The organism is Myxococcales bacterium, assembly GCA_016699535.1.
Taxonomy (GTDB): Bacteria; Myxococcota_A; Polyangia; order Polyangiales.
On the sequence record CP064980.1, the window covers coordinates 3,565,849 to 3,581,457 of the forward strand.

13 protein-coding genes and 1 tRNA gene are annotated in these 15,609 nt (G+C 51.5%); 11 read left to right on the plus strand and 3 right to left on the minus strand.

Translation table 11 applies throughout. The features are described 5' to 3' along the window. The first annotated feature begins 1 nt into the window (after nt 1). Nucleotides 2-1,696 carry an efflux RND transporter periplasmic adaptor subunit gene (locus IPJ88_16805; protein ID QQR89811.1) on the plus strand — a complete coding sequence of 565 codons (1,695 nt, stop codon included), beginning with the start codon at nt 2-4 and terminating at the stop codon, nt 1,694-1,696. After that, nucleotides 1,693-4,809, plus strand: coding sequence for an efflux RND transporter permease subunit (locus tag IPJ88_16810; GenBank protein QQR89812.1), 3,117 nt, complete (start codon nt 1,693-1,695; stop codon nt 4,807-4,809). Before IPJ88_16805 ends, IPJ88_16810 begins: the two co-directional genes overlap by 4 nt. Before the next feature lie 10 nt (nt 4,810-4,819). Here the strand turns inward: IPJ88_16810 and IPJ88_16815 are convergent, their stop codons facing one another. Beyond that, nucleotides 4,820-5,524 (minus strand): hypothetical protein, encoded by a 705-nt coding sequence (locus tag IPJ88_16815; protein ID QQR89813.1) that lies wholly within the window; start codon nt 5,522-5,524, stop codon nt 4,820-4,822. Between the two features lie 502 nt (nt 5,525-6,026). On the opposite strand from IPJ88_16815, the gene IPJ88_16820 reads away from it, so the two are divergent. From IPJ88_16820 to IPJ88_16860, 9 genes are read left to right on the plus strand one after another with little or no spacing between them, the layout of a single operon-like run. Then, the gene (locus IPJ88_16820; protein QQR89814.1) at nt 6,027-8,204 is read left to right on the plus strand and encodes an OmcA/MtrC family decaheme c-type cytochrome; all 2,178 of its coding nucleotides are present in this window, start codon (nt 6,027-6,029) and stop codon (nt 8,202-8,204) included. Next, on the plus strand, nt 8,201-9,799 hold the full coding sequence (locus IPJ88_16825) for a CxxxxCH/CxxCH domain-containing protein (GenBank protein QQR89815.1): 1,599 nt from the start codon (nt 8,201-8,203) through the stop codon (nt 9,797-9,799). Before IPJ88_16820 ends, IPJ88_16825 begins: the two co-directional genes overlap by 4 nt. After that, the gene (locus IPJ88_16830; protein ID QQR89816.1) at nt 9,789-10,376 is read left to right on the plus strand and encodes a NapC/NirT family cytochrome c; all 588 of its coding nucleotides are present in this window, start codon (nt 9,789-9,791) and stop codon (nt 10,374-10,376) included. The genes IPJ88_16825 and IPJ88_16830 overlap by 11 nt, the downstream gene beginning before the upstream one ends. Beyond that, nucleotides 10,328-10,465: a hypothetical protein gene (locus IPJ88_16835; GenBank protein QQR92092.1), complete on the plus strand. Its 138-nt coding sequence runs from the start codon at nt 10,328-10,330 to the stop codon at nt 10,463-10,465. Before IPJ88_16830 ends, IPJ88_16835 begins: the two co-directional genes overlap by 49 nt. Further along, on the plus strand, nt 10,462-10,713 hold the full coding sequence (locus IPJ88_16840; GenBank protein QQR89817.1) for a hypothetical protein: 252 nt from the start codon (nt 10,462-10,464) through the stop codon (nt 10,711-10,713). Before IPJ88_16835 ends, IPJ88_16840 begins: the two co-directional genes overlap by 4 nt. Next, nucleotides 10,710-12,062 carry a hypothetical protein gene (locus IPJ88_16845; GenBank protein ID QQR89818.1) on the plus strand — a complete coding sequence of 451 codons (1,353 nt, stop codon included), beginning with the start codon at nt 10,710-10,712 and terminating at the stop codon, nt 12,060-12,062. The genes IPJ88_16840 and IPJ88_16845 overlap by 4 nt, the downstream gene beginning before the upstream one ends. Further along, nucleotides 12,059-12,619: a hypothetical protein gene (locus IPJ88_16850; GenBank protein QQR89819.1), complete on the plus strand. Its 561-nt coding sequence runs from the start codon at nt 12,059-12,061 to the stop codon at nt 12,617-12,619. The genes IPJ88_16845 and IPJ88_16850 overlap by 4 nt, the downstream gene beginning before the upstream one ends. Beyond that, nucleotides 12,616-13,047: a hypothetical protein gene (locus IPJ88_16855; GenBank protein ID QQR89820.1), complete on the plus strand. Its 432-nt coding sequence runs from the start codon at nt 12,616-12,618 to the stop codon at nt 13,045-13,047. The genes IPJ88_16850 and IPJ88_16855 overlap by 4 nt, the downstream gene beginning before the upstream one ends. Further along, nucleotides 13,044-14,687 carry a hypothetical protein gene (locus IPJ88_16860; GenBank protein ID QQR89821.1) on the plus strand — a complete coding sequence of 548 codons (1,644 nt, stop codon included), beginning with the start codon at nt 13,044-13,046 and terminating at the stop codon, nt 14,685-14,687. The genes IPJ88_16855 and IPJ88_16860 overlap by 4 nt, the downstream gene beginning before the upstream one ends. A 162-nt stretch (nt 14,688-14,849) precedes the next feature. Here the strand turns inward: IPJ88_16860 and IPJ88_16865 are convergent. Continuing rightward, nucleotides 14,850-14,923, minus strand: a tRNA-Arg gene (locus IPJ88_16865). Between the two features lie 246 nt (nt 14,924-15,169). Next, nucleotides 15,170-15,607: a DUF59 domain-containing protein gene (locus IPJ88_16870; GenBank protein ID QQR89822.1), complete on the minus strand. Its 438-nt coding sequence runs from the start codon at nt 15,605-15,607 to the stop codon at nt 15,170-15,172. Nucleotides 15,608-15,609: the final 2 nt, after the last annotated feature.

A 15,609-nucleotide genomic window follows, 5' to 3' on the forward strand; every position in this document is an offset into this window, starting at 1 on the left:
CATGCAATTACATATGAACAAACGCTGGATCATCGCAATCGCCATGGCAACAACAGTCATTGCCGCTGCTGTGCTGGCGTACGCTCTCTGGGCGCCAAGCAAATCAAGCGACGAGCACGCTGAGCATGGCAAAGAGTCTGAAGAGTCGGATAGCGAAGCTCAGCTCTACACCTGCGGCATGCACCCTCAAGTGGTCGAAAATGAACCCGGCACTTGTCCGATTTGCGGCATGAACCTCGTGCCGATGAAAAACAGCACGAAAAAAAGTCCAACCAAAGCAGGCTCGCAAGGCGACCGCAAGATCAAGTACTGGCAAGCTCCGATGGACCCAAGTTACATCAGCGACAAGCCTGGCAAGTCGCCCATGGGCATGGATTTGATCCCTGTTTACGAAGATGGGGCAGGCGACGGTGATCCGGAAGGCATGATTCGCATTGATCCGGTTGTTGTTCAAAATATGGGCGTGCGCACTGCCCCCGTGGTGCGGGGAAGCCTGTCGCGCACGGTACGCACCATCGGCGAGGTGGTAGTGGCCGAGGATTTGCTTTCGGTCGTTAACTTGAAATTTTCAGGATGGATTGAGAAACTATTCGTGGATCAGACCGGCGTTTCTGTGCGTCAGGGTCAAGCGCTTTTTAGTATTTACTCACCTGAACTGGTTTCTGCGCAAGAGGAATACTTAATGGCGGTGCGCACCGCAGGTGCCGATAGCCCGCTGGCACGCTCTGCTGAGATGCGACTGCAATTGTGGGATCTGAGCGAGCGAGACATTACGGGTATCCGCGAAAAGGGAAAACCCCAGCGCGCGCTTACGATTCGCGCCCCACGAGCGGGTTACGTGCTGCACAAAAGTGTGGTGCAAGGCGACCGGGCCCTGGCGGGGGAGGATTTGTTTCGCATTGGAAAACTTAGCGCGATTTGGATTCATGTTCAGGTTTACGAATTTGATGCCCCGTGGGTCAAACTTGGTCAGCCCGCGACGATGGAGCTCTCCTTTCAGCGCGGCAAACTCTACGAAGGGAAAGTGAGTTACATCTACCCGACCCTCGATGAAAAAACGCGTACGCTGACGGTGCGGCTGGAGTTTGTCAATCCTGAACTTAGTCTCAAACCAGGCATGTTTACCACCGTGCGGATCAAAACACGCCAGCAACAAGGCGTGCTTGTGGTGCCCACCGAAGCCATTATCCATTCCGGGGAACGTCAGATCGTTTTTGTGACACCTGAGCTCGGCAAATATGAGCTGCGTGAGATTGTTACGGGGGTCGCGGGTGATGACCATGTCACAAAAGTAATCTCCGGTCTGCATGAGGGAGATCAAGTGGTCGTCTCAGGCCAGTTCTTGCTCGATTCAGAAAGCCAACTTCAAGAAGCCGTTCAAAAAATGCTTAAAGCTCGACTGCAAACCAAGCAGCCCACCTCGCCGCCTGCAAGCAAAGCATCGATGCCAGAGACCATGGAGCATGCGCCCTCTGGAGAAACAAAGAGCTCTGCTGACAAAGCCCAAGCTGCACCTGCGGCAATGCCCATGAAAGCGCCGATGAAACATCAGCCTTCCAAGGCTTCAGAACCAACACCGAGCACGGAAGAAAAACCAGTTCACAAGCCCGCTCCAGCCGCGATGAAAGCTGATCATAGTGGCCACTCCGCTGCAGACGCCGAGCATCATGGCATGCACCACCAGGTGACCCCATGATTGAAAAGATCATCGAAGCATCGGTCAAAAACCGTTTCTTCGTTATCATCATCACCGCGGTCGTCATTCTTGGTGGCGTGTGGGCACTTTATAACACGCCTATTGATGCAATCCCTGATCTCTCTGATGTGCAGGTGATCGTTTTTACAGAGTACCAGGGCCAGGGCCCGCAGGTGGTCGAGGACCAGGTCACCTACCCCCTAACAACGGCCATGCTCTCGGTGCCCTACGCGAAAGTCGTGCGCGGTTATTCATTTTTTGGATTCTCACTTGTCTATATTATTTTCGACGATGGCACAGATCTGTATTGGGCACGTTCCCGAGTGCTTGAGTACCTTAACTTTGTTCGTGATCGCTTGCCGCAAGGCCTAAGCCCGCAGCTTGGACCCGATGCGACCGGGGTGGGCTGGGTCTATGAGTACAGTTTGGTTTCAAAGAAACATGATCTTTCACAGCTTCGCTCCATCCAAGATTGGTATCTGCGCTATGAGCTTGCCGCGCTGCCGGGCATCGCTGAAGTGGCAAGTTTAGGTGGTTTCGTTAAGCAATACCAAGTGGACGTCGACCCTGAAAAACTTCGCGCCTACAAAGTTCCGCTATCGAAAGTAAAAGAGGCCATCGCGCGTTCCAACGTGGATGTCGGAGGCCGCGTGCTTGAGATGGCGGAAACCGAATACATCGTGAGGGGTAAGGGCTATTTTCGCTCTGTTGAAGATATCAAAAACGTACCGATTGGGATGAATCCTGAAACCCATACGCCGATTATGCTTTCGCAGGTCGCCGATGTGCACCTTGGCCCAGAAATACGCCGAGGCCTAGCCGAGATGAATGGCGAAGGTGAGGTGGTGACAGGCATCGTTATTATCCGCTTTGGGGAAAACGCGCTAGAGGTCATTGATAGAGTTAAAACACGACTATCAGAACTCAAGTCTAGCCTGCCCGAAGGCGTTGAGATTCACACTTCTTATGATCGCTCCAATCTTATCAAACGTGCGATTGGCACGCTTAAGAAAAAGCTCTTTGAAGAGATGATCGTTGTGGCATTGATTTGCCTGCTTTTCCTTTTGCACTTGCGCTCAGCTTTGGTGGCGATACTGACACTTCCAGTGGGCATCTTGATGGCCCTGCTCATCATGCATGGCCTTGATATCAACGCCAATATCATGAGCCTCAGTGGCATCGCTATCGCCATAGGAGTAATGGTGGACGCCTCCATCGTGCTGGTTGAAAACATGCACAAGCATAAGGAGCGTGATCATGGCTTATCTCAGGCGGAACTGGTGATCCGTTCTGCCAAAGAGGTGGGCCCAGCCCTCTTCTTTTCGCTACTTATCATCACGGTTAGTTTTTTGCCCGTGTTTGCGCTTCAGCAGCAAGAGGGGCGTTTGTTTCATCCACTGGCCTATACCAAAACATTCGCCATGGCCTCGGCCGCAGTGCTAGCGATCACGCTCATCCCTGTGCTGATGTACTATCTGGTCCGCGGCAAGATTCGCACAGAAGAAACCAACCCGGTGAGCCGTTTTTTCATTCGAGTTTATCGCCCGATCATCCATTTTGTATTGCGTTTCCCAAAATGGACCGTTTTTGCGGCCTTGTTTGTGATGCTCCTTACGCTTTTGCCCTACAGCCTGATTGGCTCAGAGTTTATGCCTCCGCTCAATGAAGGCGACCTTTTGTACATGCCCACCACACCTCCTGGCATCAGCATCACAAAAGCAAAAGAGCTGCTTCAGCAAACTGACAAAATCATTGCGCGCCATCCCCAAGTCAAACATGTGCTTGGCAAGGTAGGCAGAGCCGAGACCGCCACCGATCCTGCACCGCTCTCGATGATGGAAAGCACCATTATTCTTAAAGACGAGCACACCTGGCCTAAAGGCAAAACCATGGAGGATATCATCAAAGAACTTGATGGGATGATTCAGTTCCCCGGAGTGACCAATGCATGGACCATGCCGATCAAAACACGCATTGACATGCTGGCAACCGGCATTAAAACGCCTGTCGGCATCAAGTTGCTCGGAGCCGATCTAAACGAGCTTTCTGCGGTGGGTTCGCAGATTGAAGCTGTGCTCGGAACTCTTCCAGACACCCTGTCGGCCTATTCTGAACGCGTCGTTGGCGGAAATTTTATCGACATTCACATCCAGCGTGAGGAGGCGGCGCGTTACGGTCTGACCGTTGGCGACGTGCAAGACGTCATCAAAAGCGCTCTGGGTGGCATGAACGTGACGTATACCGTCGAGGGGCTGGAACGCTATCCAGTCAACCTTCGTTTCCCTCGGGAACTTCGCGACGATTTGGATAAACTTCGCTCGGTGCCTATTCCAACGCCCATGGGACATACGGTTCCGCTTGCTCAGGTTGCCAATCTCGAGGTAGTTAAAGGTCCGCCTTCCATCAAAAGTGAAAATGCACGCCGGACGGCTTGGATTTACGTAGACCTGAAAACCTCTGACATAGGCGGCTACGTGCAAAACGCAAAAGCAGCTATTGCCAAGCAAGTAAAGCTTCCCACGGGCGTTTCGATCATGTGGTCTGGCCAGTATGAATACATGGAGCGCGCAAACAAGCGCTTGGCCATCATCGTCCCGCTCACCATGATTCTCGTTTTCTTGCTGCTATTCATGCATTTTCGCAATTTCCAAGAAGCAAGCATTGTCATGGCCACGATGCCCTTTGCGTTGGTCGGCGGTGTCTGGCTTATGTTTTTTCTTGGCTATAACATGTCCGTAGCAGTAGCCGTTGGCTTCATTGCCCTTGCGGGCTTGGCAGCGGAAACCGGTATCGTCATGTTGGTCTACCTGGATCAGTCCTATAAACATTACGTCCAAGAGGGCAAACTTAAAAGCATTACCGATCTCAAAGCCGCCATCAGTGAAGGCGCTGTCGATCGCGTCAGGCCCAAACTAATGACCGTAGCCACCACCCTGATCGGCCTGCTTCCCGTCATGTGGGGAACAGAAACCGGCTCACGCATCATGAAACGCATCGCGGCGCCAATGGTAGGAGGACTTATCTCCTCGACCATTCTGACTCTAGTTATTCTTCCAGCCATCTTCTTTCTCTGGAAGGGTTTTGCACTTCGGCGTGACATTGCAAAACAGTAAAGTCATCTGATCAAAACTGCGCCATGGTGGATTTGGCATCAAAACCAAAATCAACAAGCTCGGACTTACCGTGATCGTTGACGGTTTTAACTGCACCGCTCAAGGGGACTGCCGGGTGGATCCATGCGCTTCCGTGAATTTTCTTTCCGGTCACATCTAGACTTGAATCGACTTTGTCTGCGCCGAGGAAAGTGCCCGCCGGAACGCGTACCTCCTCTTTGCCTTGGGAAACAAAATGCTCAGGCTGCACTGACTTTAGAATGTTTTTCCAAAACGCGCCCCCAATGGCGAGTTCGATTTCACTGAGCTCGTGGGCCTCTTGTCCTTTTTCTTTAGTGACGGCGCGAAGGATCTCGATGTCTTTGAAATCGCCCTCCTCACCCGGGTCCATCACAAATTCACTAACGCTGTGAATGTCTTTGCTTTGCATCTCGACTTCCGTGGTGCGCAATCGCTCATCAACCTCTAACAAACGCGTGGTAACAAAAGAAACAATTTGGCCCTTTTCGTTACTCACGCTGTACTTCGTCCACTGACCTGCTGCGAGCGCTTTATGATCCGAGCTATCACCCGCCGCATAACTTTGATCTTTTTGTCGAACACGAGCCGCCTCCTGATCCATCGCCGCAATCAGCGCCGGATTACTCGTCGCGCACGATCCAGCAAAAAAACAAACTAAAAACAAAATCGCAGAGCTTTTATTTAAACGCATCATCAGATCCTTTTCGAGAGTCTGCTTTGCTTATCGGCCACGTCCTTCCGAAGTTGCGGACCGCTAACCTAAAAATAGAAAGAAGCAGTACAACTTCGAATAGCTTAAGTTTTTCAGGCGCAGCAGTTTTATCGCGCGCCGCGGCGAAAGGGCTTGCTACTTTCGGATAGCAGATCGAGTACATGTTCTGGCTTTTTCAATCAGCTTGCTTTGTTGGCGTGCAAAGTGTGGTTGAAGCTAAGCAGAGCCTCCGGATATGGGACGCGCGTAGCGAATAGCGTGTCGCGTCGCAATGCTTAGAGGACTATTCTCGTCCGCTATTCTAAACATGTTGATAATTCCGGAATTTTTTTAGTTTTGGAAACCGCAATAGCATTCTTCGCGACAGCCGTTCAAAGGTTTAAAGTTTCGTTGAGCTCTTTCAGCGCCATTCTTTTGTCAGTAAGTATGTCGGTTAGCTTGATACTTTTTGGCCACCGGGTACTATGCGCGTGGAGGGCTTCATATGACTACTCGATTTCTTTGTGCATTTGCACGGGTTGCTGTCGTGGTGTGCGTAGCAGGACTTGTGGCTTGTGAAGGGCCAGCCGGTCCCAATGGTGCCGACGGAGAACCTGGCACAAGTTCGGATCCACTTGCTGGTATCGACGGTGGAACAACCACTGGACGATCGGCTGCTTTTGTTGGCGGAGGGCTACAAGTGGAGTTACTTGCTGCTGCAATTGACAGTGCAGGAGTTGCAAGCGTTGAGTTTAAGTTGACCTCCGATGACGGGGATCCTTTGGATCGTCTCGGCGTGTATACAATTGGCGAAACTTCATTGAACTTTGTTCTAGCCAAGTTGAGCGAACACAGTGACGGCGGACCTGGATCGTATACCGCATACACAAAAACTACACAGACCAGTGACATCACGGACGAAACTGCTGAACAAGCGAGCTCCGAGAGCGATGGGACCTTTGAAGAAATCGACCCGGACCAAGGCAGCTACCGTTATACCTTTTCGACCACTATCGATTCTCCCTCCATGAATTCAACCCATACCGTTGGAGTTTACGCAACGCGAAATGTGGACGATCAGAGATACGACGCAAGCGATACCCTTGATTTCGTACCGAACGGCTCGGATGTTAGTTTGCAACGCGAGTTGGTTACCGACGCCGCTTGCACAAGTTGTCACAGTGAGATTTCCGCACATGGCGGTGCACGAATTGGCGTCAAACTGTGCGTGCTCTGTCACAATCCACAAACAAGTGACCCAGATACCGGTAACACTGTTGATTTTCCCGTCATGATTCACAAAATCCATATGGGAGAGCACTTACCTAGCGTACAAGCAAACACGCCCTATCAAATCATCGGCTACCGCGGCAGCGTGCACGACTACTCAACCGTCACCTTCCCGCAGCCCGTTGTGAACTGCGAGGCCTGCCATCAAGGACAAGATGCAGATTTGCACGCGTCAAGAACAACCAAGAGCACTTGCACTTCATGTCATGACATGACCTCGTTTGAAGATCCGGCTCCCAATGGACTAAGCTTGCATGGTGGTGGCGCGCAACCTGACAACGCTCAGTGCACTGTCTGCCATCCTGCAGCAGGTAGTCTCGCGGGTATTCGCGATGTGCACATGGATCCAATCTTTGATCCCAATGCACCAGTCTTGGCTTTTGAACTGCTTTCAGTAAGCAATACGGCACCGGGACAGCAGCCGGTGTTGGATTTCAAAGTGACTGTCGATGGAGCCGCTCTTGATATTCTCACCACTCCGATGGACAGACTCCGAGCCACCATAGCTGGGCCGAATACAGATTTTGCAAGCTACTGGCAGGTAACCATCCAGGGATCGGGAGCATCTGGAACACTCAGCGCTATCGATGCCAATGCCGGGGAGTTCCAATACGAATTCTCCGCTCCCAATGCAATCCCTGTGGATGCCACTGGAAGCTACACTCTCGCACTTGAAGGCCGCATTGTAGAGGATACAATTCGCTACGCAGCGTTTACGGAAACTATTGCTTTCGCAGTCACTGATTCAGAAGCTGTACCGCGACGCACGGTTGTATCAAGCGATTTGTGTAACAACTGTCACTATTCAGTGGCCGGTCATGGAGGCGGACGCAAGGGGGCAAAGGTTTGCGTCCTTTGTCATCAAGCCAGTACGATGATCACGAATGGTGGAACTCGTTTCGAAGACGACGAGCTCATGCGGCTACAGACTGTGGATTTCAAAGTTATGATTCACAAGATTCACATGGGTGAACATCTGAGCCAGCCTTATTTTCTGGGGGGACGTCCATCCGAAAGTAATCCGGCTGGCAGTCCCACTGACTTTGGGGAGATCCGTTACCCTCGAAGCCCAAGTGACTGTGAGAGCTGCCACGTCCAAAATACCTACATCCTGCCTCTGTCTTTGGATATGTCACCCACTCTATTTGACGAAATGAGTTGCTCTGAGAATCCGGGAGATGATGCCAATGACTACTGCAATGACCCCTACTGGTTAGTGGATCAAACCATTGAAGTGCCGCCAGAAACAGCGGTGTGCACAGCGTGTCACGATCAGCCGGCCACACAGGCTCATGCCGAAGTGATGACCACTACCATGGGCGGAGAAATCTGCGCGGTATGTCATGGACCTGGAACGGTTTATGACGTTGCCGTGGTACACAGCGCTCCATGAACTTAAGATGGGTGCTCATAGCCACATTTTTTGTTACGGCATGCACAAAAGAAAAAGAGCCTGACCTAGTCACAACTTGTGTGAATTGGACGGATGACGTGGCGCCAGTTTTTACTGAGCAGTGTTCGAAATGTCACAGTGTTTCGAGCGCTGCAGCGCAGTATGACGTCACAGAATACAAAACAGTGCTCGGAGCAAACCAGGTCCCGCCCATCGTGATTGCGGGAAGTGAAGAATCGACTTTGCTCCGAGTGCTCAATCCTGACTCAGCGGACGCCATCCATTCTGGTTTCAAAGAAGTCTATGACTTGGTTGAGACTTGGATAGTAGGATGCAATGCCGCATACATACAGTCGGTCATTCACCCTTCCGGAATCATGAACCCCGGCGATGAAGGTTTTCACGGCAAGTTACTTTCCCAGCACCGGTGGAACTTTAGTTTGTGCGAAAACTGCCATGGTGAAGCCGCCGGAGAGTCCAGACAAACGCCTTGCACGAGCTGCCACACTAGCGGCCCTACGGCATGTGAAACGTGTCACAACGACGCACTCTATTATAGTGGCGCGCATCGCTATCATCTTTCCTATGAAAACGGTGTGCTCGATTTCGAGATATGTAACAATTGTCACCATAAACCGAATAGCTATAGTGATGCAGGGCATTTGTTTAATGAAGATGGATCCGTGGATTGGTTACCTGCCGAAGTTAATTTTGGAGCCATTGCTAACTTCAGTCCAGCCGCAGACATACGACAAGGACCTGCTGAATACGATTTTGACTCTAGGCAATGCTCGAATGTCTATTGTCACGGCGATGGCTCGCAAAACAGCACCGCTCTTGACGCCAGCCCGCTGTGGCTACAAATCGCAGAAGAAAAGTGTAACTTTTGCCACGCTATGCCCCCAGAAAGTCACGCCCAGGATCAGTGTGAGGCATGCCATCAGCAAGTTGTAGGGAAAGACAATATCATCATCAACAAAAGCCTGCATGTGGACGGCATCGTACAAGTCGGCCGTGAAGGCGAGAGCGGCTGCACACGCTGTCACGGTCAAAGTGGCAGTCCTGCCCCACCCTATGATCTAGCAGGACATAGTCTTGCCACATTCATAGGTGTCGGTGCACACCAAAGTCATACTCAAGCTCTGCATCGCATCACCGCTCCGATTGCATGCAACGAATGCCATCAAGAGGTGACTGACTTGCATAGCGAAGGGCACATTGACACGCCACTCCCTGCCGAAGTCTTTATAAACAACGCCGCTGTGCTAGCCACAGCTCAAGGAGCCATGCCAAGTTGGAATCGCGAAAGCAATCAATGCAGCGACGTTTATTGTCACGGTGGTGGGGCTCTTAGTGATGACAGTGCTTTTTCGGTCAGTCGAAGGCCTGCTTGGACCACTTCGGGCGTCACGGAAATGACTTGCGGATTTTGTCACGGTTTTCCACCAGGCGATGCGAACCACGATCCAAATTTCGGGTTTAGCGATTGTGTGCTCTGTCATACTTCCGTCGACGAATTCGGGAATACCATTGTTACAGGACCTCCAGGTAGTGAAGTGAGTGAACACATCAACGGGGTGATTAATGTCCGCTGAAACAACCAAAGCAGTTTTTGACATGTACCCGATGGCAATAGGACTTGCACTTGTAAGTTCCGCCTTAGCAACCATTATTTTGATTTGGTTTTTGCTTCGACGGCCTCCATTGACGCTTAGCACAAAGGTCGCATTGTTCTTCGGACTCGGCGCGTTTCCCATTCTGGCAGCCCTGATTGGGAATACGGCAAATTTTGTGCACAGTAAGCATCGTAACTTTTGTAGCTCATGTCACGTCATGCTTCCCTACACACAAGATTCCAACAATTGGAATAGTACAACCCTAGCCTCCAGGCACGCACGCAATGCCGAGTTTGGTGATCACAACTGTTATATGTGCCATCAAGACTACGGCATGTTCGGAACCGTGATGACTAAAATGGGAGGACTGCGCCATGCTTGGGAATACTACACGGAATACCAGTATTATAGTTTAGAGCAGTCAAGAAAAAGATTCATCTCTATAAGCCTTTCAAAAACAGTTCCTGCACCCATTGCCATTCGACTCGGTTGCCTATCTGGAAAGATGTGCCTGAACACGGTTCACTCAAAGACGAAATCAGTCACAAAGAGGTGAGCTGCATCAGTGATGGTTGCCATGGCCCTGCGCATCCCTTTAGCAAAGACATCAAGCCGGAAGAGGCGACGATAGGAGAGAAGCTATGAGATCGTGGCGCTCGATGACTTGGTTAAGAATCGCATCGTTTCTGGCTTTGTTAGCGCTCGGCCTTATTACTTGGTCTTTTTTGGACCCAAGTCCTTTTCTAATGATCTTGTTTATGTCGGTGGGCCAAGGGATTGGCACTCTTTCTAAGATGATATTTTTAGTTGTGGTGATTCATGATGCTCTGTTGCGCCCATCTCGGTTGTCGGCAGAACAAGAGAACGAAGAACAAGGGAGCAAAACGGCATGAAGCCAGTGATGCTCGGCGTAAGTTTTGAACGAAAAGTCGCCGAGGGCCGGGCGTCGCTCGCAAGATGCTCAACGCCGAAAGGGTCGAGCCTCTTTCAAAGAGTGCACCGCAGCGAGCAGCGTTCAGGACTGGCGAAAACCTTTTATAACCTCCGTCGAGCACCACTAGGCTTTGCGATCCGTGCCGTTGTTGCTTCCCTATGGCTGATCGTTATCCAACTTCAAGGGACCGCTCACGCTGAAGCAAATTACAGTGTTCAAGGTGATGCTTTATTGCGCGCACAACCTGGAATGGGTTTGCTTACTCTGCAAGGAGATAGCGAAATTCACCCATGGATTTCAGCAGAAGCCTTGGTATGGAGCCGTTATGGCAGCGACCTCGATGGCGACGCGTTAGTAATGGCTATACGTCTGAGAGATCCAAGCCGTCGCGCAGAACTTAGGCTAGGACGCTTTGTGCTAACACCAGGCGCACTACGACCTGTACATATTGATGGAGGCCACGCACGACTCAGACTTCCTGCCGATTTTTACTTAGAAGGCTTCGCTGGAATTCCGGCAGTGGTCGACTTTGATTCCCGATCCTACGATTGGATCGCAGGATCCCGCATCTCTCGCAGCCTCGGCGACTGGGGATCTGTCGGCGTAGCCTACGCACAACGCCGCGATCATGGTGTGCGCGCCGATGAAGAGGTTGCTTTCGATGCCGGCGCAACCATAGGCGATTTGCTTGATTTAAACGGACGTCTTTCTTACGACTTGCTTTATCCAGGCATCAGCGAAGCCCATGGCGCTGCGGTCTTACATGATAGCAACTGGCGCGCGGAACTCTTTTACACCGAACGCTCTCCTTCCCGCATTCTCCTTTCAACCTCACTTTTTTCAGTGCTGGGTGACAGTGTATCTCGTCGTGGTGGTTTTACGGGACATTGGCGTCTTGCTCCCAGACTCGACGTCGATGGCACCGCGGCTCTGCGAATGGTGGGCCGTAACCCCGGCGAATCAATTACCTTGCGCACCACACTGCGCTTAGACGACCTAGGGAGCAGTTCGATGGCAATCGAGGGACGTCGCGAAGGTGTCATTGACGGAAGCTGGACAGGTGTGCGAGGCGTTGCTCGTGTGCAAGTGCTCGACACCATCTTCGCATCCACTGAAGTCGAAATGGTTTTCCCGGATGATCCCCATGGCCGCGGTGTGCTATGGCCCTGGGGGCTGTTAGCCATGACCTGGAAAGCAAATGAAAATTGGGAGGTAGCTGTTGCTAGTCAAGGCAGCATCTCGCCAGATAACAACGGAAAACTGGACGCTATGTTGCGCCTGACCCATCGCAGCGGAGCAGCTTTATGAGACGCAAGCTACTTCTTGTTCTTGGAATCACTGCTGTTGTGGGATGCGCTCATTTGCTTGGTTTAAAAAAAGCTGACAAAGAAGCATTTTCGCATCGTACCCACGTTCTTAAAGGCGTTGCCTGTGTAAAATGCCACAAAAAGCTCGATCAAGCGGGAGATAAAGGTCCTCTGCATATGCCCTCGCAAACAGATTGTGTGACGTGCCATGACAAGCCTCATGATTCGCGGCCATGTTTAGGGTGCCATAGTGACGACGATCGACAAATGCGTACGACCATGGGCAAAGAACACATTCGTTTTCGTCATGACACGCATCTAAAACGGATGCCTGGTAACTGCGTCCGGTGTCATACAGGCATTGCGGACGAAGAGGATTCTTCTTTGGTGGCTCCAATGGCCGTGTGCCTGAGTTGTCATGCACACAAAGACGAGTTTAAACTGCGCAAGTTCATGGTTTTGATTTTGAACGTCGACATGGTGTGCAAGCTGGCAGCTCTGCTGATCTTTGCACCACCTGTCACAAAGAGCGATTCTGTGCAGGATGTCATGGCGTGACTGTACCCATCCTGCCTACGCGCATGCAGTTTGACAACACCGTCAACGGTCCGACGCTTCATCGCGCCGGCTTTGCTTCGCGGCACGCGGAGGAAGCCCATGCGCAAGCAGGTCTTTGCACCACCTGTCACAGCGAACGTTTCTGCAGTAACTGCCACCGCGACCGCGGGATTCACGGCAGCATCGAAAACCCTGTATCACCTCATCCGCCCGGATGGGTTGGCGCTCTTTCTTCGCAAAACGATCATGGCCGAGCGGCACGCAGGGATCCGGCAGCCTGCGCAAGCTGTCATGACGGCGCTGGTCAAATGTTGTGTGTGGAGTGTCACCGAGTGGGCGGCATTGGCGGCAGCCCTCATCCAAGCGGGTTTTCAAGCTCAAAAGGTCAAAACGAAATGCCTTGCCGCCTTTGCCATCTCACACCATGAAAGACCAATCATTCATTGCAAAGCTGTTGTCTCGTCCTTGGTTTATCGCCGCTCTGATTGCAACTGGCCTTTTTGTAGCACTGCTTGTTTTGGGAGGATGGCTACTCCTGCAACAACTCGAACAGCAACCCGCGGATGCAGCACCCACCGTCAAAATCCCTGCTCGTTTCACGCATGTGCGCGATTCAATTAATCACGCGAAACATCTCAAAGCAAAAGTGCAATGCAAGAGCTGCCATGACCTGGAGCACGAAACTTTCGAAGCACCCGACAAAAAAGTCTGCGCGGATTGCCATGATGATATTCATGGTGAAATCCACGCTCGCAGCACAAACAAAAAAGCTCCAAAATGCCTTGATTGTCATTCCTTTAAAGAAAGCTCTGCCGATAAGACTATCGACTGTCTAAGCAGCCATCAAAGCGCAATCGGTCACGCTCCCGCTCTGCAAAGACATAAAGACACACGTTGCGTCGGATGCCATCAAGTGCACAACAGCCCTCCGCTACAACCTCAAGGTTGCCTTGACTGTCATGAAGATAAAAAGACAGGTCATGGTCAAGGTCAGGAAAAGCGCTGCTTGGATTGCCACAGCTTCCATCAAAAAGATGAACGTATCGATGCGCAATGTCAAAACTGCCATAGCAAGAAGAACCCTATCATACCGGTACAAACAGCTCTCGTTAAAGGTCATGATCCGTGCACGGGCTGCCATAGCCCTCATGGTTTTACAAAAACCAGTGTTCAAGCTTGCACGAACTGCCATGCTTCAATCACGATCCTTGGCCAACAGAAAAGCAAGGAACATGCCAACTGTCGGAGCTGTCACGATCCTCACAATGCACGAGCTTCAGCACAATCAAGCTGCATAAACTGCCATCAAGCTCTAAGCAACAGTCATCCTCCTGAGCAAAACAATTGCGTCAGCTGTCATCAAATTCATAATCCCAAGGGAAAAACTTCAGCATCAACGCTCCCTACAGCCTTAGCGTGCAGCAGTTGTCATAAAACAGCCAAATCCGAGACAGCTTTTCATGCCGGAGCCACTTTGTGCACTAACTGCCATACGCCTCACCACTTCGCTCAAAAGAAGCCCTTTGATTTGTGCGCAAAGTGCCACCAAACTGAGGTCAAACAGAAAGCGAGCATTGCTGAGCATCGCGACTGCGGGAGCTGCCATAACGATGCCGCCCATCACCCCAACAAAAGCAAAATCAAATGCGCAAGTTGCCACAAAACCCAGCATCAAAGTGCGCCCAAGGGCCACCAAGATTGCACGAATTGCCATAACCCGCACGATGGGCGCATGAAAAAGCAAGCCACTTTTTGTGTAAACTGCCATCAAAACGAAGCGAAAAGCGCGCATGCTCCACCGCATACTCAATGCACAAACTGCCACCGTGCACATGGTCCTGGCGGATTGCCTTCTTTGCCTGCCTGCAGCACCTGCCATGCTCTGCCCAAACTATCGGGGCTGCATGCAGTCAAGAAGCATCAACAGTGTCAAAGCTGCCACCACCCGCATCAGGCTATGCAAAAAAACCAACGTGCTCTTTGCGCAACCTGCCACGACGATAAACAAGACCATGAAGCCAGCACCAATCAATGCAGCGGTTGCCACATTTTCGCAAATGCATCGTGATGGTTTGTCTAGGCCCGCAAACTAAATATTCATAGTGTGACTGCTAACGGACGCTACAAGATTCGAACTTGAACTGCGACATCCAGGGCCGGAGACTTAAATGTCTCCGGCACCGAGCAGTGAGTAGCAGCTTGCTGCCTTTGTTTCGCATCGATTTTTTTGCGGACGCTACAAGATTCGAACTTGTGACCTTCGGCTCCGGAGGCCGACGCTCTATCCAGCTGAGCTAAGCGTCCCATCGCTAGCGCTTCAAGACCTCGATCCCCGCGAGGACATTTCGCGAGCTTTTCCTATCCGCGGCTTTCCTCCTCGCTCCTCGTCAGCAAGTACAGCCGTACGTGCTTCCTTGTCACTGTGGGGGCGCTCGCGCCTAGAAAAACCTCACGAAATGAATTTCCTTGAAGCTCTTATTGAGCTTACCTACTCCAAGCCCTGTGATCAACAGCAAGTGTGCTTGGTTCTGCTTCTACCCAGTCCTTAGATTAAAGCAGGCCGAGCTCTAATTTCGCGGCTTCGGACATACGGTCTTTGTCCCAGGGGGGATCCCAGACGACCTTAGCGTAAGCGTGACGCACGCCCGGAACATTGGCTACTTTTTCCGCAACTTGTTCGACCAAACTACCGGCAACAGGGCACGCCGGTGCGGTAAGGGTCATCGTAATGAAAGCGGCTCTGTTTTCGTCGATATCAACGCCGTAGATCAAGCCAAGCTCATAGATGTTCAGAGGTATCTCCGGATCGTAAATCGTTTTTAGTGCTTCGACGATAAGTTCTTCGTTCAACTTATCTATTTCGAATTCGGGACTCTGGCCAGGTGCATTGGCTTGATAGTCCTGCTCTGGATAGCCTTGCGGTGCAGTCCAGGCTGCGGGCGTGTTCATTGGTAAGCGGCGTTTGTTTTCAGGATGCTCAGACATCATGC

Excerpts from the sequence above, each read along its gene's own strand:
- IPJ88_16825 (QQR89815.1), top strand. The coding sequence starts at position 8,201 with ATGAACTTAAGATGGGTGCTCATAGCCACATTTTTTGTTACGGCATGC.
- IPJ88_16830 (QQR89816.1), top strand. The coding sequence starts at position 9,789 with ATGTCCGCTGAAACAACCAAAGCAGTTTTTGACATGTACCCGATGGCA.
- IPJ88_16820 (QQR89814.1), top strand. The coding sequence starts at position 6,027 with ATGACTACTCGATTTCTTTGTGCATTTGCACGGGTTGCTGTCGTGGTG.
- IPJ88_16850 (QQR89819.1), top strand. The coding sequence starts at position 12,059 with ATGAGACGCAAGCTACTTCTTGTTCTTGGAATCACTGCTGTTGTGGGA.
- IPJ88_16810 (QQR89812.1), top strand. The coding sequence starts at position 1,693 with ATGATTGAAAAGATCATCGAAGCATCGGTCAAAAACCGTTTCTTCGTT.
- IPJ88_16870 (QQR89822.1), bottom strand. The coding sequence starts at position 15,607 with ATGATGTCTGAGCATCCTGAAAACAAACGCCGCTTACCAATGAACACG.
- IPJ88_16840 (QQR89817.1), top strand. The coding sequence starts at position 10,462 with ATGAGATCGTGGCGCTCGATGACTTGGTTAAGAATCGCATCGTTTCTG.
- IPJ88_16845 (QQR89818.1), top strand. The coding sequence starts at position 10,710 with ATGAAGCCAGTGATGCTCGGCGTAAGTTTTGAACGAAAAGTCGCCGAG.
- IPJ88_16860 (QQR89821.1), top strand. The coding sequence starts at position 13,044 with ATGAAAGACCAATCATTCATTGCAAAGCTGTTGTCTCGTCCTTGGTTT.
- IPJ88_16815 (QQR89813.1), bottom strand. The coding sequence starts at position 5,524 with ATGATGCGTTTAAATAAAAGCTCTGCGATTTTGTTTTTAGTTTGTTTT.
- IPJ88_16805 (QQR89811.1), top strand. The coding sequence starts at position 2 with ATGCAATTACATATGAACAAACGCTGGATCATCGCAATCGCCATGGCA.